This window comes from Natrinema sp. CGMCC1.2065, from assembly GCF_051225675.1.
Lineage (GTDB): Archaea > Halobacteriota > Halobacteria > Halobacteriales > Natrialbaceae > Natrinema > Natrinema thermotolerans.
Genome location: NZ_JBPJSJ010000012.1, coordinates 23,843 through 42,891, shown reverse-complemented (window position 1 = coordinate 42,891; position 19,049 = coordinate 23,843). Strand labels below are relative to the sequence as shown.

Below are 19,049 nucleotides of genomic sequence, written 5' to 3'. Positions count from 1 at the left end.
GATGCGAACCGCCCGTGTTCTCCCGCTCCTCCTCTGTTGGTGTCTCGTCGGACTGATCGCCGTCGTCGCGGTGGCGGCCGCACCGCCTCCGACACAGCTCTGTGGCGTCTGCGGTCCCAGCGTCGCCAACGACGCCGAAGTCGCGGGCGCGACCGATCACGGAACCCTCGACGTCTACGTCGACGAGACCGGTAATTCGCTATGGCACGCCCGGATCCCCGTCACCGACTCGGCCGCCGAACGCTATCGGTCCAACGAGAGCGCCCTCGAGGCCGCGGTCGACGACGCCTGGGCACACTCTCACGCCGCAGATGGCGACGTTCGGGCCGTCGAGGCGACGGTCGAGGACGACACCGTCGTGGTGAACTACACCGTCGACGACGTCGCTCGTCGCGGCGTCGGCGACAGTTGGATTATCGACTACTTCGCGACCGGGACGTCGTCCACGCGCTACGAGTTGGCGGCCGAGCGGCTGACGATCCATACGCCCGACGGAACGGTGATCACGAACCGTCTCCCCGCCGCCGACGTCGACGGTAACGAGGCGACCTGGACGAACGAGAACGACGGGGCACGGGACCGCGGCTTCGACGACCAGACGTACGTCACCTACGGCGAGGGCGGCCTCCTCGGTACCGCGAGCGGCTACGCGACGATCGCCCACGTGACCGGGCCGCCAGCGCTTGCTTGCGGGTTAGCTATCGGGGCCGTCCCCGGCGCGCTGATCGGTCTCCTCGGTATCGTGATCGGCCGTTCCAGCCGCGGATCCGCCGTGGTCGAGCGGGTGACCAGCCGCCTCGGCCTCGAGCGGCCGACGGTCGATGCGGCGACGCTCGAGCGGTTGCTGGTCGCCGTCGGCATCGGCGGTGCGATCGGCTTCCTCGCCTACGGTGCGGTAGCGACCGACCGGGTGTTTCCGCCGGCCGCCGTCGTGCTGTCGTCGCTGGGAGTCGGATACGCGTTGCTCGGGCTGGCCGCCGCACGGATCGGTCCCCGACTCGAGACGCGCGGGCTGTTCGTCCTCGCGGTCTTCGCGACGCTCGTCGCCGCCGCTTACACGCGAGCGCTCGCCGGCGGGGTCGTGTACGCGCTACCGCTCCTGTTCGGGGTTGCTACCGCACTCTTCCTGCCGATCGGCCACGCGTTCGAGCGCGACCGGCGTCCGGTCGCGCTACTCGGGGCCGCCGCGCTCGTTCCGAGCGCCGTCGGCGCGCTCGTCTACCCGGCGAGTCCGATCGGCGTCTGGACCGTCCTCGTCGGCATGCTCGTCTTCCTGCCGTGGGTCGCAGTCGTGGGGATTTTCGGCTATCCGCTGGCGCTGCTCGGCCGAACGCTCGCGGCCGCGGACGGCTGACGGCGTAATCTCCCGACTCCCTGTCGCAGTTCGTCCCCGCTCTCAGCACGACCGTTCGACGACCGTCGTCGTCTCCGGCGGCGGGGCCTCGCCCTCGAGCGCGATCCGCCGTTCAGTGTACGTCACGGTGACGTTCTCGACGGGGCTCCCGCTCGCCGCGGTCGCCCGCTCGCACATGTAGCCCGCGAACCGATCGGCGCGGGCGTCGCTCTCGAGCAGCGAATAGAGATACTTCCGCCAGCGGAAGTCGGGGCCCGTGTCGGCCGCGGGCGGGTGGTCGGCCCGAACGGCGGCACCGCGAAGAACGTCGATATCGGGCCCGCCGTCGACGTGGCCGACCGCCGTAAACCCGCCGTCGGTCGTACTCGGATCGGGTGCGAACATCGTCCACCGATAGTCGTCGGGCACCCGCGAGTCGGCCGGCTCGAGGCCTGCCGTCGCGCCGAGCAGCAGTCCGCTCCACAGGAGGACGACGGCCAGAACGCCGACGAGTGCGACCGATCGATACCGACCGATTCGGTTCCGGACCGTCGACGGCAGCGGCGAGCCGACGGACCGCGGCGGTGTCACGCGATCGATCCTGAGCCGGCAGGCCGTCAGAGCGCGCTCGAGCGGGGCGACCCGATCGACCGCGCCGGCGGCGACGCGCTCCAGAGCGTCCCAGATGCCCGGTGGGAGAAAGAGGAGGACCGCGGCGAACAGGACCGCCGGGAAGAGGCCGACGGCCATCGAGAACGCCATTCCGGAGACTGCGGTCAGAAACGCCCCGGCGTAGGCAGTTCGGAGACGGCCGGTAAGCAGGAGCAACAGGGGTGCGCCGGTCACGAGTCCCGCCCAGGCGTAGGTGCCGGCCGTGAGCGCGAACGGGTAGGTCGCGACGGCGTCGGCGAGCGGGAGCGTCAGTTGGTCCTGCCGGAGCGCGTAGCCGAGGGCGTCGCCGCTATACCAGGTGCTGCCCTCGGTCTTGAGGACGGCGTTGCCGACGAACAGGGTGACGACGTGAACGAGGACCGCCGCGGTCGCCGGCGTCGCGATCAGCGCGTCGTTGCCTGCTCGCGTCGCGGCGTCGTTCCGTCCCGCCCTCTCTCGAGCGTCGATCGACCAGCGGTTGCCGAGTGGGAGGAAGACGGCAAGTACCAGCAGTTCGCGCAGGAGCCTGTCGGCCCCGTTCAGGACGAACGGGTTGCGAAAGTGCAGCGAGAAGAGCAAGAGTGCAGCGAGGGCCGTCGCGGTTCTCGTCCGGTAGCCCACCAGCAGTGCGACCGCGAGGAGCGCCGAACAGCCGAACAGAACGACTTGGACCCACGGCTCGCCCGACAGCGCGTGAACCGAGTAGCGTCCGAGCGCGTACTGTTCGCGGAGGAGCGCCCGCGGCAACACGCCGTCGTCCGTGTAGAAGGCGTTGAGAAACCGCACCCGGTGAGAGACGTCGAACAGGAGGAGGCCGCCGAGCGCGATGCGAAACACCGCCAGCGCGCGCTCGTCGATGCCGACGCGGCGCTCGAGGGCGGGACGGACCATCGGGGTAGAACTCGTCAGGACGCTCGCATACGTCTTGTGTCTCCGCCGCGAGCCGGGAAACGGCGCTGCCGGTTCGGTTCGACGGCTCGAGAACGGCCCTCGTCGGGCGTTTCAGGCGCAGTGGTTGCCGTTCACTGATGAAGCGGCTGGTTGGCCATCTGCTCGCGCAGTTCGGCCAGTCGCGAGCGGGAGACGCCGTCCTCGAACTGCTGGAGGAGGGCGAAGACCTCCGCCCGGGAGACTTTCACGTCGCCCTCGCGGACCACGTCCTCGGGCCGTTCGCGCAGTTCGCGGAGCGTGCCGACCGCCAGCAGATAGGGGATCGCCCACGCCGAGAGGCGGTTGCCGTTGTGTTCGGGGACGACCTCGAGGTATCGCTGGGCGTCGTCGAGGTAGCTCTCGGCGCGGCCTGTCACCCGCTTGATGACGTTCGTGACGCCACCGTGGTGGGCCTCGTCGGTGACTGCCTCGACGTCGACATCTTCCGCGGCGAGCCATTCGGCGGGGAGGTAGACGTTGTTCTCCTCGCGGTAGTCGTCGTCGACGTCTTTCGCGATGTTGACCAGCTGCAGGAGGAGGGCAAACGAGCGGGCGTTCTCCCGCATCTCGTCGGCCCGGTCCTGTGAGGTGCCGCGGGCGACCAGCCCGGTGATCAGGGTACCGACGGTGCCGGCGGCGTACCAGCAGTACTCCTCGAGTTCCTCGATGGTCTGTAAGCGCAGGCCGCCCTCGTCGGCGTACCGGTCGGTGAACATCGCCATCCCGTCGACGAGTTCTCGGACGGGGTCGCGCATGATCTCGCGGGGCTCTTCGTCGAGGGACTCGAACGTCCGCAGGACGCGGGGGGTCCGGGCGACGACCTCCCAGTCGTCGTTGCGGTCGTCGGGAATCCAGGGCTCGATGTCGTCCATGAACGCGTCGACCGACTCCGTCGCATCGGGATCGAGCAGCCGGTCGTACCGCGTGAGCAGTTCGGTCTGTCGCGCCGGCGGGATGTGGCCGGCGTCCTCGATGGTGTCCGCGATCCGACAGAGGAGATAGCCGAGACAGATGTGTCTCGCCATCGGCTCTTCGAGCCGATCGATCGTGATCGAAAAAGTCCGCGAAACGCCGTGAACCGCATCGTAACACCACTCGAGGTCGTCCTCGAGGTCGGCGTCTGGTTTGGGTTCGGGCTGGCCCGTGGTCATCTACTCGAGTTAGTTTGGTTATCATCCCGGAAAAACACCGCGGTCGCGGCGCGCTCTTCCGCCCGGCGCTCCGAGCGGGCCGGCCCGACCGATCGGGGGGGCCGGCAACTCCCGCCGAAACCCGTATGCGTGCGAGCGGCGAATCCGGACCCATGCATCAGTCGATACTCGTCGCCGGCTCCCACGGCGGGGTCGGTCAGCACGTAACGGCGCTGCTAGCCGAACGCGACTACACCCCGCGAGCGATGATTCGCGACGAGTCCCAGCGGGAGGAACTGGAACGACTGGGCGGAGAGCCGGTCGTTGCGGACCTGACCGAGCCGTCCACGCTCGAGCGCGCGCTCGAGGGCTGTGACGCCGTCGTGTTCGCGGCCGGCTCCGGCGGCGAGGACGTCTACGGCGTCGACCGCGACGGCGCGATCAACCTGATCGACGCCGCGGGCGAGGCGGGCATCGACCGGTTCGTCATGCTCAGTTCGATGGGGGCAGACGACCCGGATGCGGGGCCGGAACCGCTGCGAGACTACCTGATCGCGAAGGCCGAAGCCGACGAGTACCTCCGACACAGCGGGCGCGCGGACACGATCGTGCGGCCGGGTGAACTGACGGACGAACCCGGCACCGGCGAGATCCGGGCCGCCGAGGGGCTCGAGCTGGGCGAGGATGACATCCCGCGCGAGGACGTGGCCGCGACGCTCGTGGCCGCGATCGACTGCGAGCCCGTCGTCGGCGAGACGTTCGAGATCCTTTCGGGCGAGAACCCGATTCCGGACGCGCTCGAGGCCGTCGGCTCGAGCTGATCCCCGTCGCGGAACGGACTGCATAGACGAGTCCCTGTTCTATACTGGCAGTCGATGGACGTCCGACCGTACGGCTGCCGTGCGGTCGGTGTGTGAGTCGTTTCGGTCGCCGGTGGCCGGCCACTTCTCGGACTCGCACTTGTCTCGGCCGAGACGGATTGTATCGCCGAAACTTCAGCCGTTACGGGGACTGCAGACGATACGTTGGGGCGGAAGAAGCGTCCGAACCCCATCATATGTATGGAAAGAATAATACAGTATTTCTCCCTCTATATAGGACGACATGCCAGCAGGTACTGATCAAACGCTTCGGCCGTTCTTGTGGCGGGCAAGCAAGCTGTATTCCGAGACGGAGATCGTCTCCCGGAATCACGATGGAATGCAACGATACACGTACGGCGAGTACGAGCAGCGAACGAGCCAACTCGCGAACGCGCTCGACGAGTACGGAATCGAGGAAGGTGATCGGGTCGGAACCTTCTGTTGGAACCACTCGCGCCACTTCGAGACGTATTTCGCCGTGCCATCGATCGGGGCACAGCTCCATACGATCAACCCGTTGCTCCCCGACGCACACATCCAGTACATCGTCGACAATGCCGACGACGAACTGATCTTCGTCGACCAGTCGCTCGCGCCGAAACTCGCGGGTGCCGTCGCCGACGCCGACGACGAGTTCGACGGTATCGACTTCGTCGTCATGGGGAGCCAGCCGGCCGACGACCTCGAGGCAACACCGTACGAGTCGTTCATCGACGGCCACGAGACCGACTACGACTGGCCCGACGTCGACGAGGAACAGCCCGCGGGGATGTGTTACACCTCGGGGACGACTGGCAACCCGAAAGGCGTCGAATACACCCAGCAGATGCTCTGGAGCCACACGATGGCCTCCCAGACGCCACAGGGCATCCCGATGGCCGACGACGACGTCGTCATGCCCGTGGTGCCGATGTTCCACGTCAACGCCTGGGGGATGCCGTTTACGGCGACCGCCGGCGGGGCCAAACAGGTCTTCCCCGGCCCCTCTCCCGAGCCCGAAGACCTCGCGTCCCTCATCGAAAACGAGGGCGTGACGATCAGCGCGGGCGTCCCGACCGTCTGGCTGGGGCTGATGGAGTACTGTACGGAGAACGACGTCGACCTCTCGACGCTGGATACCGTCATCGTCGGCGGCTCGGCCGCGCCGAAATCGATGATCGAGTGGTTCGACACCCAGGGCGTCGAGGTGCTTCACGCCTGGGGGATGACCGAGATGGCGCCGATCGGTGCGGTCTCCCATCTCAAATCCGACCTGCAGAACGCGGACTACGACACGCGGGTCGAAAAGCGCGGTAAGCAAGGGCTGGTCGTTCCCGGCCTCGAGTTCACGGTCATCGACGACGACGGCGAGGAGATCGAGTGGAACGGACAGGAGTTCGGCGAACTGTGGATCCGCGGGCCGTGGGTGACGACGGAGTACTTCGAGCGCCCCGAGGCCAACGAGGCGGACTTCGAGGACGGCTGGCTCAAGACGGGTGACGTCGTCACCGTCGACGAGGACGGCTACATCAAGATCGTCGACCGCGAGAAGGACGTGATCAAATCGGGCGGCGAGTGGATCTCTTCGGTCGAACTCGAGAACGCGATCATGGCTCACGACGGCGTCGCCGAGGCGGCCGTCGTCGGCGTCCCCCACGAGCGCTGGCAGGAACGACCGGTCGCGTTCGTCGTCCCCGCCGAGGGAGCCGATCGGGACGCGCTCGTCGACGAGGTCAACGAGATGCTCGCCGACGAGTATCCCAAGTGGTGGCTCCCGGACGAGATCGAGTTCATCAAGGAGGTGCCCAAGACGGCGACGGGCAAGTTCTCGAAGAAGGACATCCGCGAGGAGTACGCCGACCAGTCCCTCGTCGAGGGACAGGTTCCGGAAGACGCCGCGCCGGACGAGAACTGAGGCGATCGGCTGCCGATTTTTGGGTCCGCGTTCGTACCTGCGGTTCGTCGTCGATTACTGCCGGTCGAGACACTACTGCACGACGTTCCCTCTCATGACACTGATAGACACGATAGCGCAAAGAGAGAACAGTAAAGGATCATGATTCCTAATCCCGCCATATGGACTTTGCACTCTCGGCCGAGCAGCAACAGATTCGGGACATGGTGTCGGAGTTCGTCGACGAGGAGGTCGTCCCCGTCGCCGAAGAGATCGACCACGACGACGAGTTCCCACAGGACCTCGTCGACCAGATGGCCGAACTGGGGCTGATGGGGATGCCCTTCCCCGAGGAGTACGGCGGTGCCGGCCTGGACTATCACTCCTACGCGATCGGGCTCGAGGAGATCGCCCGGGGCTCGGGCGGCCTGGGGACGATCGTCGCCGCCCACACCTCGCTGGCGGGCAACATGCTCTACGAGTTCGGCGACGAGTCCCAGAAGGAGGAGTACCTGACCCCCGTCGCGGCGGGCGAGGACATCGGGGCGTTCGCGCTCTCGGAGGCCGGTGCGGGCAGCGACGTGCCGGCGATGGAGACCACCGCCGAGAAAGACGGCGACGAGTACGTCATCAACGGCGGCAAGCTCTGGATCTCGAACGGCTCCGTCGCGGATACGGTCACGCTCTTCGCCAAGACCGATCCCGACGCGGGGAACAAGGGCATTTCGTCCTTTATCGTCCGTCCCGAGGAGGACGACGGCTTCATCGTCGAAGGCACCGAGGACAAACTCGGCGACAAGGGCTGTCCGACCGCCGAACTCCGGTTCGACGATCTCAGGATCCCCGAAACGCGCCGACTCGGCGATGAAGGCGACGGCTTCGTCCACGCGCTGAAGACCCTGAACGGCGGCCGGATCACGATCGCCGCCCGCGGCGTTGGCATCGCCCGCGCGGCCTTCGAGGAGGCCCGCGACTACGCGAACGAGCGCGAGCAGTTCGGCCAGCCCATCGGCGAGTTCCAGTCGATCAAGCACAAGCTCGCGGACATGGACACCAAGATCCAGGCCGCGAAGATGCTCATGCACAAGGCCGCCGACAAGAAGATCCGCGGCGAGGACTACATCAAGGACGCCTCGCAGGCCAAGCTCTACGCCTCCGAAGTCAGCCGCGAGGTCGCCAACGAGGGCATCCAGATCCACGGCGGCTACGGCTACACCAAGGACTTCGCCGCCCAGCGGTTCTACCGCGACGCCAAGCTCAACGAGATCTACGAGGGAACCAGCGAAGTGCTGCGCAACACGATCGGCGACCAGTTGCTCGAGGAGTAGCGCCGCTTCGCCGACTCCATCTCAGTACTACCTTCGTCGCCCAAATATTGATCCGCCTGTAGCGTCAACGCTGTCAACAGGGATGTCACAGCAAGTTCGCCTCGACGAACACGTGTACGAACGGATCAAATCGAAGAAACGAAGCGACGAGTCGTTTAGCGAGGCCGTCGAACGGCTCATCGGTGGTCGATCACTTCGCGATCTCCGAGACGTATTCGACGCGGAACAGGTAGACGAGATGCGTACGGCTATCGACGAGGCCGATCGTGTCGATCGCGACGAAGTCCGAGACGTCGGCGATCGGTTCAAATGATCGTCGATACGAGCTTCGTTTTGGACGTTATCGACGGCATCAACGAAGCCCTCGAGAAGGAACGGGAACTCGAGACCGAAGGCGTTCCGCTGGTCATTCCGACGATGACGGTGCTGGAACTCTATATCGGCGTCGGAAAAGTCGCGCACACGACAGCCGAACGGCAGCGCGTCGAGGCCGTCCTGGACTCCTATCCGCTCGTGCCGATGACGCCGAGTCTCTCGCGACGTGCCGGTCGTCTCCTCGGTCGGCGACTAACCGACGCGGCTGCCGGCGACGGGCCGGGGATCGGCAAGGGAGATGCGGTCGTCGCTGCGACCGCGCTCGAGCGCGACGAACCGGTCCTCACTGGCGATACTCACTTCGAAACGATCTCCGGTATCGATGTCGAGACGTACCGGTAATCGAGTCGACTGGTGCCTCTGGTCGCCCCATCGCCTCCGATCGTGGTCGTACGCATTCTCACACCGATTCGATTCAAAACGGCACTTACGCTGATTCTCCACCAGTATCTAGACACGCTCCGACCCATTCGGCGTGGTCCCGCATCCGCCGTTCGCCAGCGTCGGTCAGCGCGTAGACGTCGTGCAGTCCCTCGGTTCGCTTCTCGACGAATCCAGCGTCGACCAGCGCCGACAGCGAACCGTAGAACGACTTGGGCTCGAGCCGGTCGTCGTAGTGGGACTCGAGGCGCGTTTTCAGCTGCTGGCCGCGCAGTTCGCCGTCCGCGGCCGCGGCGAGCAGGAAACAGATGTCCCGCCGGCGGCCGCTCCGGAGCCACTTGGTCATACCGCGGGGTCGGGCCACCGGCGGCTCGAGCGTTACGGTTTCACTCGAGGCGCTGTCGCAGCGTCGCGACGATCGTCCATGCGAGCCCGCCGAGGGCCGCTGCGCCGAGCATGGCTCGATCGCCGATCTCGAGGAGGGCGCTCCCGTCGGGGCGGCGATCGTGGCGGACGAGCAGCCAGCCCCGGTCGGGGTCGCCGAGGACGACGTCGCCGGAGCCGAAGGCCAGCGAGAGCAAGACGGCCACCAGCGCGTAGGTCACGACCGCGGCGAGGGTCCCGACGCTCCCGGTCACAAAGCGCGAGAGGAGTCGCGCGCCGGGCAGCCGGTCGCTCGCGCCCTCGTCCGTTCCGTAGATGCCGAAGCCCTGCACGCCGCCGGGCGGGTCGCCGACGCGGACGTCGGCGGGGTACTGACAGAGGACCGCGGCCATCCAGAGGTCGCCGATCGAGCCGGCCGCGTTCGCCGCCAGCGGGACGACAAGCAGCGGCGACGGGGAGACGACCATCGCGGCGAGGCCGACGGCGGTGATCACGGCAAACGGCGCGAGCAGGGCGACCAGCAGCTGGTTGCGGGTGTAGCTCGAGCCGTCGGTTTCGGCGTAGGCGTAGGGGAGGACGAAGTGGGAGACGCCGACGCCGTAGCGCGGCGAGCCGCCGTAGCGGGCCAGAAAGAGGCCGTGCAACAGCTCGTGGGGGACGACCACGACGACCAGCAGGCCGACGGAGACGGCCAGCCAGACGAGGACCGTCGGCGGCGACGACGGCGCGATCACGATCGGCTCGAGGGCGACCCCGCGGAGCCGGGCGAGGACGCGGGCGAACGCGTAGACCGCGCCGAAAAAGCCCGCGGCGGAGACGACGAGCCACTGGAGGGCGACCGCTCGGCTGAGTCGGAACGTCGCGAGCGGGCGACGGGCCGTAGCGGAGTCCGATCGGTTCACGGCCCGCATCTCGAAGGCGACCGAAAAATCGGTGTCGATGTTCGCTCCTTCCGGCGGGTCCGACCGGAACCGACAGCTTCCCGGTGATCGATTCCTCACTGTCGCCCATGACCGACGAACGGACCGCCGAATCCAACGGGATCGCGGCGACCTACGACGAGACCGAGACCGAACGGATCCTGTCGTTCGAACGCGAGGCCGGGGCCGGAGCCGGCTCGAGCGCCACGGCGGCGATCGCACAGAACGTCGAGGGCTACGCCATGCTGAAGGTGCGGCCGACGGCCGACGGCGACGAACTCGAGCGCTACTACGGGTTCGATATGGCGCTGGATCACGTCGGGGAACTGCTCGGCGTCCCGCCACACGACCTGCCGGTCCCCGAGGCCGCCGAAGATATGGGGATGTGAACGGACCGGCAACGAGGCCGGGAGAAGACGACGCTCCACGGATCAGACGACGAACGCCGCGACGATCAATAGGCCGAAATAGATGACGACGACCGCGCCGACGGCGTACAGTCGGACTCGCCGCATCGTCTTGCTTTCCGCACGGCGGGCCCGCTCGAGGGCTGCCCGCTCCCGGTCCGAGAGTCGCGCGGGGTGGGCGCGGCCCCGGTGGAGTCGCTCGTAGCGGACTCGCCGAAACGGCCGCCCGCAGTACGGACACCGCGCTGGCGGGTCGCCGTCTTTGCCGCCCTCGGGTGCGTCGACTGCGGGTTCGGTGCCCGTCGTGGCACCACGAGTGAGATTCGCACCCGTCGGCGCGTGATCGCTCGAGTCGCCCGACACGGCGACGACTACGACGACCCGTCATATGCGTTTTCGGTCGGTTTTCGCCGACTGTCTCGCCGGCCAAGACGACCGGCGTCGGTGTCCCGCTGTGGGAAAAAGCGGGAGCCCTAAATACGCGGAGTCGAAGGGTGTAGACGAGAATAGCCGTGGCAACAGAGTCGTTTCCCCGCCCCGTCGGCACGCGACATCGCTTCTCCGCACTGCTCGCAGCGACCGCGCTGGGCGTTTACCTCCTCCTCATCGTCGGCGCGACGACGTCGCTGACGAACGCCGCCGCGTCGTGTTCGACGTGGCCGACCTGTCACGCGCCGGTCGACCCGCTGAGTCAGACCGAACTCGCGATCGCGTGGGCCCACCGGCTCGCCGCCGTCGTCGTCGGCCTGCTCGTGGCCGCGACGGCCGCCGCCGCCGTTTTCGGTGACGTCTCGAGCCGCGTCCGAACGACGCTCGCCGTCGCCGCCGTCCTCTACGTCGTCCAGGTCGGTGTCGGTGCCGTCACCGCGACGATCGGCCCCGCCGCGATCGTCCCCGGACTGCACCTCGGGCTCGGGCTCGTCATCTTCTCGGCGGTCGTCCTCGCGCTCGCCTGGGACTTAGAGATCGCGACCGGGAGCGAAGACGAGGACGGCGTCACGTCTCCGGAACCCCTCGAGGCGGACGTTCCGACCGCGACCGAACGCACGCTCCCCTCGAGTCGCCTGGCGCGCGCCCGGCTAACCGCCTTTGCCTACTTCCAGATGATGAAGCCGCGCCTGATGTGGCTGCTCTGTCTGGTCGCCGCCGCCGGAATGGCGCTTGCCGCCGGCCCCGGCCTCGAGACTTACACGATCGTCGCGACGCTCGGAGGCGGCGTCCTCGCGATCGGTGCCAGCGGGACGTTCAACCACGTCCTCGAGCGTGACGTCGACCAGAAGATGTCCCGGACCGCCGAGCGCCCGCTCGCGGTGGATCTGATTCCGGTCCGGAACGCGCTGGCCTTCGGGCTCGCGCTGACCGGACTGTCGCTTGCGGCCTTCCTGACGATCAACCGGCTGGCCGCGGCGCTCGGCCTGGCTGCGATCCTGTTTTATAGCGTCGTCTACACGCTCCTCCTCAAGCCGAACACGGTCCAGAACACGGTTATCGGCGGCGCTGCGGGGGCACTGCCCGCGCTGATCGGCTGGGCCGCCGTGACTAACGAGATCGGCTGGCCCGGCCTCGCGCTCGCGGCGGTCATCTTCCTGTGGACGCCGGCGCACTTCTACAACCTCGCGCTGGCCTACAAGGACGACTACGCCCGCGGCGGCTTCCCGATGATGCCGGTCGTCCGCGGCGAGACGGAGACGCGAAAGCAGATCATCTACTACATCGCCGCGACGCTCGTGAGTACGATCGCGCTGGCCTGGATCACTGACCTCGGCGCGCTGTATGCCGGGACCGTCGTCGTCTTCGGCGGGATCTTCCTCTGGGCCGCCGTGCGACTTCACTTCGAGCAGACCGAAGCCGCCGCGTTCCGCTCGTTCCACGCCTCGAACGCCTTCCTCGGGGCCGTGCTGGTCGCGATCCTCGTAGACGCGCTGGCGTTCTGACCGATCGCGCTCTCGGCTCGAGCGAATGGGGGGCCGTTTCCGTCCCGGTTGAACCCGGCTGTTCGACGGATACAGAGACGTTACGGCCGGAACGGGTGCCAATTTTGGTGCCACGGAATACACCCCTACCGCTGTCGAGACAGAGCGGCGGTTACTGCTCTGACTGATTCGTCGGAGTCGTCCATGAAGGCCCGGTGCGTCTGGGGATCGATCTCACCGATACCCGTTGAGAACAGCGTGCGGAATAGAGTGTGTAGTCTGCGACTGCTCCGCGTTCATTCCGCGGTTACTCGGGTGGAGATACCGGTCACAGAACTGCTCATCCTCCCGTGTTATTGACAATAATCCTCCGAATACATTATTATTGGAACGTAAGAAGGCGAAGTATGAAACTCGTAGAAGCCACAGCAGACGATCTCGACGCGCTGGTCGACCGCTGGCACTCCCTCGCAAAGTCGATGGAAGCATACGACGAATTGAACCGACTCGTCCGCACGGACGTTTACGATGTCGCCGAGGACGGCTTCCAAAAGTTGCTCGATGCCGAGAATACCACCGCCTATCTCGCCGTCCGCGAGAATGAGACTGTCGGTTACGTCCTCCTTCGGGAGGGCCACCACCCGTCCCGCCAGTGTTCGGAGTTCCTTCGCATCGTGGACCTATTCATCGACGACGACCAGCGGAGTCGCGGTCACGGCACAGCGGTCGTCGAACGCGTAAAAGAGATGGCTCGCAACAGTGGCTGTGATTTCCTCAAAGTATCTTGTGAGTGGCAGAACGAAGATGCACGGCGGTTCTACCGGGAGACGGATTTCAGACCGAAACAAATCGAATACGTGCAGTCACTGTAGTGACCGTTCGCACGGTTCCGGTCTACCGCACGAGAGCGAACCGGGATTTCGCGGATCTCGCAACCCCTTCGATCCCACACGGCGACGAGACGCCCCGGTCTCGAATCACTTGCCCCCGAGGCGGGTCACCAGAGCAGGTGCGGCCAGACGAACGTGAACAGGAACCAGATGATAGCCGTCAGCACGACCGTCATGATCGCGTTCAGGACCAGTCCGGCCCGGAGCATGTGGCGTTGTTTGACGTATCCGCTGCCGAAGACGATGGCGTTGGGCGGCGTCGCGACCGGCAGCGCGAACGCGAAGCTCGCGGCGATCGCGCCGGCGACCGAGAGAAAGAGCGCGGTCGAGAAGTCGGTCAGCCCGAGCGTCGCCGAGAAGACGCTTCCGAGGCTGATCAGAATGGGGACGATGATGCTGGTCGTCGCGGAGTTCGAGGTCATTTCGGTGAGGAAGATGACGACCAGAACGACCGCGCCGATGACGAGGATAATGGGCGCGCCGACGAGTCCGCCGAACACGGTGTCGGCGATCCACTCCGTCGCACCCGTGTCAGCCAGCGCGTTCGCGAGGGAGATCCCGCCGCCGAACAGCAACAGCGTTCCCCAGTCGATGTCGACCAGTTCGTCCCACTCCATCGTGTCGGCCAGCACGAGCGCGGGAATCGCCGCGACGCCGACCATGACGTAGTAGAGCAGCCCCTGATGGCCCTCGACGCCGAAGACCGTCATCCCCTCGCCGCCGAACACAGTCGTCATCCAGGTGGCTGGGAGGTACGGCTCGAAGAGGTCACCGAGTCCGCCGAGCATCCAGAGCCCCGCCGTCACGGCGAAGATCGCCGCCACCCGTTTCCCGCGGGGATCGAGTTCGCCTTCGGCCTCGAGTTGCTCCCGGGCGGTGGCTCGCGCCCGTTCGACGTCCGGCACCTCGGGCGGATACAGCACGTACGTCAGGAGGAACCAGACGAGCGGCAGCGTCACGACGACGACCGGGAACCCGACGAGGAACCAGTCGGTGAACCCGATCTCGTAGTCCAGAATGGCGTTGAGTTGGCCGACGAGAATCGCGTTCGGCGGCGTCCCGATGATCGTCCCGACGCCGCCGACGCTCGCGGCGTAGGCGGTCCCGAGCAGCATCGAAATCTGGAGGTTGGTAAAGGCAGCCGTCGATTCGGCGGTCCCGCCGTCGGCGGCCGTCTCGGCGGCATCACTCGCCCGATCCTGCTCGTCCGACGACGCAAGATCGTCCCGGTCGAGGACCTGGCTGAGGACGCCGACTGCGATCGGCATCATCATCGCGGCCGTCGCGGTGTTTGACACCCACATCGACAACACGGCGGTCACGACCATGATCGCGAAGATCAGCCGCCGCGGCGAACTGCCCATTTTGGCGATGGAATACAGCGCGATCCGCCGATCGATATTGTACTTCTGGATCCCGTTAGCCAGCATGAAACCGGCCAAAAACAGGAAGATGATGTGATCGGCGAACCCGACGAGGGCCGCGTCCATCGAGTCATAGACGCCGGTCCCCGTGAGCAAGACGGGGATCGTCAGCGCGGTGACCGCGAGCGGGAGCGCGCCGGTGACCCAGAGGAACCCGGCGAAGAACATCGTTGCGAGCGCGTACTGGCCCGTCATCGACAGCCCCGACGGCGACGGTGCGGCCGCGATTGCTACTGTCCCGATCCCTGCGAGGGCGAATAGGGATGTCCGGCGGTCTAAACCACCCAAAAGTCCGTGTATCATTGATACACGGAGGAATTATCATTATGGATCTTAAGCGCTTCCATTCGAGAGTTCCCTTAGAAGTGGTCGACGATCGCCCGCACCTGTTCGACGGTCAGTTCCGCGGCGTAGAGTTCCAGCAACGTCTTCCGGCGCGGTCGGGACAGGGACCGGCTCCCGCTCTCGAGCATCGAGAGGTGTGCCTGCATGAGGTCGTCTATCTCCCGTTCGACCGCCCGTTGTTCGTATCCGGCCGCAACACGGAGGAGTCGCCACGCCAGCGGGGAGATGCCCTCGGGGTCGGGGAGGTCGGAAGTATCCATGAGCGTCAGTTACGGGAGACATACTACGGTGACTTGAAATGCGTTCCGTCCGGCGGCGGTGGAATCGTCGTTTCTGGCCCACGATCACCACGAATGCCGCGACGGGCGTGTCCGCGAGATCATAGTCGAGTTTTTCACCTATCGGGACCCATGTCGGTGCATGGAGCAACAACGCCGTCGGTTCCTCGACGAATTACTTACCACAGCGACGCCGTCCGGATTCGAGACACCGGGTCAACGCCGCTGGGTAGAGTACGTCGAGGAGTTCGCCGACGAAGTGAGGACCGACAGTTACGGAAACGCCGTCGCTGTGCTGGAGGGGAACGAGACGTCGATCGCCCTCACTGGACACAGCGACGAAATCGGCTTCATGGTGCGGGACATCGAAGAAAGCGGCATCCTCCGAATGACTCCTGTCGGGGGGTCGGACCGGACCGTCTCGAAGGGCCAACACGTCCGTATTCATACCGACGCTGGGCCGGTTCCGGGAGTGATCGGTCAGACGGCGATTCATCTTCGTGATCACGAAGACGAATCGCTCACCGATATCGACGAGCAGTATATCGATATCGGCGCCGACGATGCGGCCGAAGCCGAGGAACTAGTCGAGCGCGGCGATCCGATTACGTTCGATCAAACGGTCTCCGAACTTGAGAACGGACGGATCGCAGCACGCGGGCTGGACAATCGTATCGGTATCTGGGCCGCGGCGGAGGCACTCCGGCGGGCAGCCGAACGCGACCACGAGGCGACGATCTATGCCGTCTCTACGGTTCAAGAGGAAGTCGGGTTACAGGGCGCGAAAATGGTCGGCTTCGATCTCGCGCCCGATGCAGTCGTCGCGATCGACGTGACTCACGCGACGGACACGCCGGATCTCCCGTCGGGTCAAAAAACCGGTGTCGAACTCGGTGACGGCCCGGTCGTCGTACGCGGAAGCGCGAACCATCCGCGACTCGTCGATGCGGTTCGGCGGACTGCCGCTGCGGCCGATATCGATATCCAGTTACAGGCATCGGGAACGAACACCGGGACGGATGCTGATGCGTTCTATACGTCCCGCGGGGGGATTCCATCGGTGAACGTCGGCGTCCCGAACCGCTATATGCACACGCCCGTCGAAGTCGTGGACCTGGCGGATCTCGAGACGGTCGCCGAACTGCTGAGCGCCGTCCCAGCTACTGTTGCTGACCGTGACCTTTCCACGAGCATCGAATAGCGCGAGCAGCCCCTCGTAGCGTCCGCCGTTCGTCGTGGGGTAGGGTGATACCGATCGACCCGCCACCCAGCTCACGCAAGTGGCACTCGTCGCCGTAACCGCCGAGTATTAACGGATCCGTCCACTACGCGTGTGTACATGAGTGACGTACGTGTTGCAGGGACAGGGCTGACGCCGTTCGGGAACAGTCCCGAGCGGACCAGCCGTGATCTCTTCGCGGAGGCGAGTATCGCGGCCTTCGAGGACAGCGGCGTTCCCCGCGAGGACGTCGAGGGCGTCTTCTATGGCAACTTTATGGGCGAACTCTCCGAGCATCAGGGCCACCAGGGGCCGCTGATGGCCGAAGCGGCCGGCGTTCAGGCCCCTGCGACCCGGTACGAGTCCGCGTGTGCCTCGAGCGGTACCGCGGTCCGCGAGGCGGTCACACGGATTCGCAACGGCGAGAACGACGTCCTCCTCGTCGGCGGTGCGGAGCGAATGACCAACCTCGGCACCGCGGGCGCGACGGAGGCGCTGGCGATCGCCGCCGACGACCTCTGGGAGGTACGGGCCGGCGTGACCTTCCCCGGCGCGTACGCGTTGATGGCCCGGGCCTACTTCGACGAGTTCGGCGGCGAACACGAGGACCTCGCCCATATCGCGGTCAAGAACCACGCCAACGCCCTCTCGAACGAGAAGGCCCAGTACCAGAGCGCGATCGAGGTCTCGGACGCCCTCGAGGCACCGCCGGTTTCCGAACCGCTCGGGCTCTACGATGCCTGTCCGATCTCGGACGGCGCGTCGGCGCTCGTGCTGACGAGCGAGTCCTACGCCGCGGAACACGACCTCGAGGCCCCGGTCGCGATCACGGGCACCGGACAGGGCGGCGACCGAATGGCGCTGCACGACCGCGAGTATCTCGCTCGCTCGCCCGCGGCCCGCGAAGCCGGGGCGGAAGCCTACGCCGACGCCGGCGTCTCGGCCGGCGACGTCGACCTCGCGGAGGTCCACGACTGCTTTACTATCGCCGAAGTGCTGGCGCTCGAGGCGCTCGATCTCGAGCCGATCGGCGAGGGGATCACGGCCGCCCGCGACGGGCGGACGACCGCGGACGGCGAGACGCCGATCAACCTCTCGGGCGGACTGAAAGCCAAGGGCCACCCGGTCGGTGCGACGGGGGCCTCCCAGATCGCCGAAGTGACCGACCTGCTGGCCGGCGAGCATCCAAACAGCGACCACGTCGCGGACGCGACGACCGGCGTCGCCCACAACGCGGGCGGTACGGTCGCGAGCGCGACCGTTCACGTTCTGGAGGTGATGGAGTAATGAGCGAAGACACCGTCACCGACGCCGGCTTCGACGACTGGCTCGACGCCGCCGAGGACGGCGCGGCCTACTACCTCGAGTGTCCCGACGACCACACCGCCCTGCCGCCGCGTCGGGTCTGTCCCGACTGCGGCGCGACCGACCTCGAGCAACTTGCCCTCCCGGACACCGGCGAGATTCGGACGTTCACCGTCACGCACGTACCGACGCCGGCCTTCGAGGAGGACGCCCCCTACGCGACGGCCGTCGTCGACTTCGGCCCCGTCAGCCTGACCGGCCAGGTCGTCGGGATCGACGTCGACGACGTCGAGACCGGCCTCGAAGTCGAACTCGAGATCGCGACCTCGGAGACGACCGGCGAGCGCGTGATCGGGCTGCGACCGGCGTAAGCCGCCGAACGGGGCGGCCGTTGCGGGGCCGCCCGCCGATGGCTATTTCACTCGCGAGACGTCACGGCCGCTATGAACGTCTGGGATACCGTCAGGCGGAGTTTCGTCGCCGGACTCATTCTGGTCGCGCCGCTGGTCGTCACGCTGTACGTCCTCCGGTTTCTCGTCAACTGGTCCTTACAGTTCGTGGATCCGCTCGTACGCGCCGCGGGATTGGCCCAGTACACCGGCAACGTGACGGTCGTCGCCCAGGCGTTCGCCGTGGTCCTGATCGCTGTCGCGGTCGTCGTCCTCGGCTTTCTCGCCCAGTTGAGCGTCGGCCGGCACCTGTTCGGGAACGTCGGGCGACTCGTCAACGTGGTCCCATTGGTCAGTACGATCTACGGCAGCGTCCGGCAGGTCGCCGACTCGCTCGTCGAGCGCAAGACCAGCTACGAGAGCGTCGTGTTGGTCGAGTACCCCCGCGAGGGCGTCTACATGATCGGGCTCGTCACCGGCGAGGGGCCACGAGAGGCCGAGGCGATCGCCGGCAGTGACGTCTACAACGTCTTTCTGCCGAACAGTCCGAACCCGACCGCCGGCCGGCTCGTCTTGCTCCCCGAGGACCAGGTCCACGAGACCGATATGAGCGTCCGCCGCGGGATGCGCCTGATCGTAACGACCGGGATGGGCGACGAGCGGGCACCGGAGGGGGTGTCGCCGCAGCTACTCGAGCGCGTCGAACGGTGA

Annotated in this window: 20 protein-coding genes; 13 read left to right on the top strand and 7 right to left on the bottom strand. The window is 66.4% G+C overall.

The window, feature by feature from the left end:
• The first annotated feature begins 1 nt into the window (after position 1).
• Positions 2–1,354: a hypothetical protein gene (locus ACSBP4_RS13085; RefSeq protein WP_435552465.1), complete on the top strand. Its 1,353-nt coding sequence runs from the start codon at positions 2–4 to the stop codon at positions 1,352–1,354.
• A gap of 42 nt (positions 1,355–1,396) precedes the next feature.
• On the opposite strand, the gene ACSBP4_RS13080 is transcribed toward ACSBP4_RS13085, so the two are convergent.
• Together ACSBP4_RS13080 and ACSBP4_RS13075 are read right to left on the bottom strand one after the other, a co-directional pair.
• Positions 1,397–2,875 carry an HTTM domain-containing protein gene (locus ACSBP4_RS13080; protein WP_435552464.1) on the bottom strand — a complete coding sequence of 493 codons (1,479 nt, stop codon included), beginning with the start codon at positions 2,873–2,875 and terminating at the stop codon, positions 1,397–1,399.
• A gap of 131 nt (positions 2,876–3,006) precedes the next feature.
• Positions 3,007–4,065: a phytoene/squalene synthase family protein gene (locus ACSBP4_RS13075; protein ID WP_006182039.1), complete on the bottom strand. Its 1,059-nt coding sequence runs from the start codon at positions 4,063–4,065 to the stop codon at positions 3,007–3,009.
• Positions 4,066–4,217: 152 nt separating this feature from the next.
• Here ACSBP4_RS13075 and ACSBP4_RS13070 point away from each other — a divergent pair, with 152 nt between their 5' ends.
• The 5 genes from ACSBP4_RS13070 to ACSBP4_RS13050 all read left to right on the top strand — a co-directional run bounded on the left by ACSBP4_RS13070 (position 4,218) and on the right by ACSBP4_RS13050 (position 8,825).
• Complete coding sequence (locus tag ACSBP4_RS13070; RefSeq protein WP_435552463.1) at positions 4,218–4,865, top strand: SDR family oxidoreductase; 648 nt, start codon at positions 4,218–4,220, stop codon at positions 4,863–4,865.
• 283 nt (positions 4,866–5,148) lie between these two features.
• Entirely contained in the window at positions 5,149–6,801 is a 1,653-nt protein-coding gene (locus tag ACSBP4_RS13065) for a long-chain fatty acid--CoA ligase (protein WP_049964684.1), read from the top strand.
• A gap of 161 nt (positions 6,802–6,962) precedes the next feature.
• Positions 6,963–8,108, top strand: a complete 1,146-nt coding sequence (locus tag ACSBP4_RS13060) for an acyl-CoA dehydrogenase (protein WP_049964683.1) — start codon at positions 6,963–6,965, stop codon at positions 8,106–8,108.
• Between the two features lie 82 nt (positions 8,109–8,190).
• Entirely contained in the window at positions 8,191–8,421 is a 231-nt protein-coding gene (locus ACSBP4_RS13055; RefSeq protein ID WP_049964682.1) for an antitoxin VapB family protein, read from the top strand.
• Positions 8,418–8,825, top strand: a complete 408-nt coding sequence (locus ACSBP4_RS13050; RefSeq protein WP_435552462.1) for a PIN domain-containing protein — start codon at positions 8,418–8,420, stop codon at positions 8,823–8,825. The genes ACSBP4_RS13055 and ACSBP4_RS13050 overlap by 4 nt, the downstream gene beginning before the upstream one ends.
• Positions 8,826–8,910: 85 nt before the next feature.
• Here the strand turns inward: ACSBP4_RS13050 and ACSBP4_RS13045 are convergent, their stop codons facing one another.
• The gene (locus tag ACSBP4_RS13045) at positions 8,911–9,210 is read right to left on the bottom strand and encodes a PadR family transcriptional regulator (protein WP_435552461.1); all 300 of its coding nucleotides are present in this window, start codon (positions 9,208–9,210) and stop codon (positions 8,911–8,913) included.
• 40 nt (positions 9,211–9,250) lie between these two features.
• Entirely contained in the window at positions 9,251–10,150 is a 900-nt protein-coding gene (locus ACSBP4_RS13040) for a DUF3267 domain-containing protein (RefSeq protein ID WP_435552459.1), read from the bottom strand.
• Between the two features lie 107 nt (positions 10,151–10,257).
• Between ACSBP4_RS13040 and ACSBP4_RS13035 the strand changes: the two genes are divergently transcribed.
• Positions 10,258–10,557 carry a DUF7111 family protein gene (locus ACSBP4_RS13035; protein ID WP_435552458.1) on the top strand — a complete coding sequence of 100 codons (300 nt, stop codon included), beginning with the start codon at positions 10,258–10,260 and terminating at the stop codon, positions 10,555–10,557.
• Positions 10,558–10,599: 42 nt separating this feature from the next.
• Here the strand turns inward: ACSBP4_RS13035 and ACSBP4_RS13030 are convergent, their stop codons facing one another.
• Entirely contained in the window at positions 10,600–10,938 is a 339-nt protein-coding gene (locus ACSBP4_RS13030) for a DUF7410 domain-containing protein (protein WP_006649241.1), read from the bottom strand.
• Positions 10,939–11,087: 149 nt separating this feature from the next.
• Here ACSBP4_RS13030 and ACSBP4_RS13025 point away from each other — a divergent pair, with 149 nt between their 5' ends.
• Positions 11,088–12,509: a heme o synthase gene (locus ACSBP4_RS13025; protein WP_435552457.1), complete on the top strand. Its 1,422-nt coding sequence runs from the start codon at positions 11,088–11,090 to the stop codon at positions 12,507–12,509.
• Positions 12,510–12,895: 386 nt separating this feature from the next.
• Positions 12,896–13,360: a GNAT family N-acetyltransferase gene (locus ACSBP4_RS13020; RefSeq protein WP_049964677.1), complete on the top strand. Its 465-nt coding sequence runs from the start codon at positions 12,896–12,898 to the stop codon at positions 13,358–13,360.
• Positions 13,361–13,485: 125 nt separating this feature from the next.
• Here ACSBP4_RS13020 and ACSBP4_RS13015 read toward each other — a convergent pair whose 3' ends face one another.
• Positions 13,486–15,105 (bottom strand): SLC13 family permease, encoded by a 1,620-nt coding sequence (locus ACSBP4_RS13015; protein WP_084158236.1) that lies wholly within the window; start codon positions 15,103–15,105, stop codon positions 13,486–13,488.
• 56 nt (positions 15,106–15,161) lie between these two features.
• The gene (locus ACSBP4_RS13010) at positions 15,162–15,407 is read right to left on the bottom strand and encodes a hypothetical protein (protein WP_006182027.1); all 246 of its coding nucleotides are present in this window, start codon (positions 15,405–15,407) and stop codon (positions 15,162–15,164) included.
• A 160-nt stretch (positions 15,408–15,567) separates the two neighbouring features.
• Here ACSBP4_RS13010 and ACSBP4_RS13005 point away from each other — a divergent pair, with 160 nt between their 5' ends.
• The 4 genes from ACSBP4_RS13005 (at position 15,568) to ACSBP4_RS12990 (ending at position 19,049) form a co-directional block, all read left to right on the top strand.
• Positions 15,568–16,626: a M20/M25/M40 family metallo-hydrolase gene (locus ACSBP4_RS13005; protein WP_435552456.1), complete on the top strand. Its 1,059-nt coding sequence runs from the start codon at positions 15,568–15,570 to the stop codon at positions 16,624–16,626.
• Positions 16,627–16,764: 138 nt separating this feature from the next.
• A complete protein-coding gene (locus ACSBP4_RS13000) occupies positions 16,765–17,931 on the top strand; it encodes a thiolase C-terminal domain-containing protein (protein ID WP_006182025.1) in 1,167 nt (388 codons plus the stop codon).
• A complete protein-coding gene (locus ACSBP4_RS12995; RefSeq protein ID WP_435552455.1) occupies positions 17,931–18,320 on the top strand; it encodes a Zn-ribbon domain-containing OB-fold protein in 390 nt (129 codons plus the stop codon). The genes ACSBP4_RS13000 and ACSBP4_RS12995 overlap by 1 nt, the downstream gene beginning before the upstream one ends.
• Positions 18,321–18,392: 72 nt before the next feature.
• A complete protein-coding gene (locus ACSBP4_RS12990; RefSeq protein WP_006649236.1) occupies positions 18,393–19,049 on the top strand; it encodes a DUF502 domain-containing protein in 657 nt (218 codons plus the stop codon).

What these genes read in the sequence shown, in the direction of transcription:
- ACSBP4_RS13070 (WP_435552463.1), top strand. Translation starts at nt 4,218, where the DNA reads ATGCATCAGTCGATACTCGTCGCCGGCTCCCACGGCGGGGTCGGTCAG.
- ACSBP4_RS13085 (WP_435552465.1), top strand. Translation starts at nt 2, where the DNA reads ATGCGAACCGCCCGTGTTCTCCCGCTCCTCCTCTGTTGGTGTCTCGTC.
- ACSBP4_RS12990 (WP_006649236.1), top strand. Translation starts at nt 18,393, where the DNA reads ATGAACGTCTGGGATACCGTCAGGCGGAGTTTCGTCGCCGGACTCATT.
- ACSBP4_RS13065 (WP_049964684.1), top strand. Translation starts at nt 5,149, where the DNA reads ATGCCAGCAGGTACTGATCAAACGCTTCGGCCGTTCTTGTGGCGGGCA.
- ACSBP4_RS12995 (WP_435552455.1), top strand. Translation starts at nt 17,931, where the DNA reads ATGAGCGAAGACACCGTCACCGACGCCGGCTTCGACGACTGGCTCGAC.
- ACSBP4_RS13005 (WP_435552456.1), top strand. Translation starts at nt 15,568, where the DNA reads ATGGAGCAACAACGCCGTCGGTTCCTCGACGAATTACTTACCACAGCG.
- ACSBP4_RS13000 (WP_006182025.1), top strand. Translation starts at nt 16,765, where the DNA reads ATGAGTGACGTACGTGTTGCAGGGACAGGGCTGACGCCGTTCGGGAAC.
- ACSBP4_RS13050 (WP_435552462.1), top strand. Translation starts at nt 8,418, where the DNA reads ATGATCGTCGATACGAGCTTCGTTTTGGACGTTATCGACGGCATCAAC.
- ACSBP4_RS13035 (WP_435552458.1), top strand. Translation starts at nt 10,258, where the DNA reads ATGACCGACGAACGGACCGCCGAATCCAACGGGATCGCGGCGACCTAC.
- ACSBP4_RS13015 (WP_084158236.1), bottom strand. Translation starts at nt 15,105, where the DNA reads ATGATACACGGACTTTTGGGTGGTTTAGACCGCCGGACATCCCTATTC.
- ACSBP4_RS13060 (WP_049964683.1), top strand. Translation starts at nt 6,963, where the DNA reads ATGGACTTTGCACTCTCGGCCGAGCAGCAACAGATTCGGGACATGGTG.
- ACSBP4_RS13075 (WP_006182039.1), bottom strand. Translation starts at nt 4,065, where the DNA reads ATGACCACGGGCCAGCCCGAACCCAAACCAGACGCCGACCTCGAGGAC.
- ACSBP4_RS13045 (WP_435552461.1), bottom strand. Translation starts at nt 9,210, where the DNA reads ATGACCAAGTGGCTCCGGAGCGGCCGCCGGCGGGACATCTGTTTCCTG.
- ACSBP4_RS13010 (WP_006182027.1), bottom strand. Translation starts at nt 15,407, where the DNA reads ATGGATACTTCCGACCTCCCCGACCCCGAGGGCATCTCCCCGCTGGCG.
- ACSBP4_RS13080 (WP_435552464.1), bottom strand. Translation starts at nt 2,875, where the DNA reads ATGGTCCGTCCCGCCCTCGAGCGCCGCGTCGGCATCGACGAGCGCGCG.
- ACSBP4_RS13020 (WP_049964677.1), top strand. Translation starts at nt 12,896, where the DNA reads ATGAAACTCGTAGAAGCCACAGCAGACGATCTCGACGCGCTGGTCGAC.
- ACSBP4_RS13055 (WP_049964682.1), top strand. Translation starts at nt 8,191, where the DNA reads ATGTCACAGCAAGTTCGCCTCGACGAACACGTGTACGAACGGATCAAA.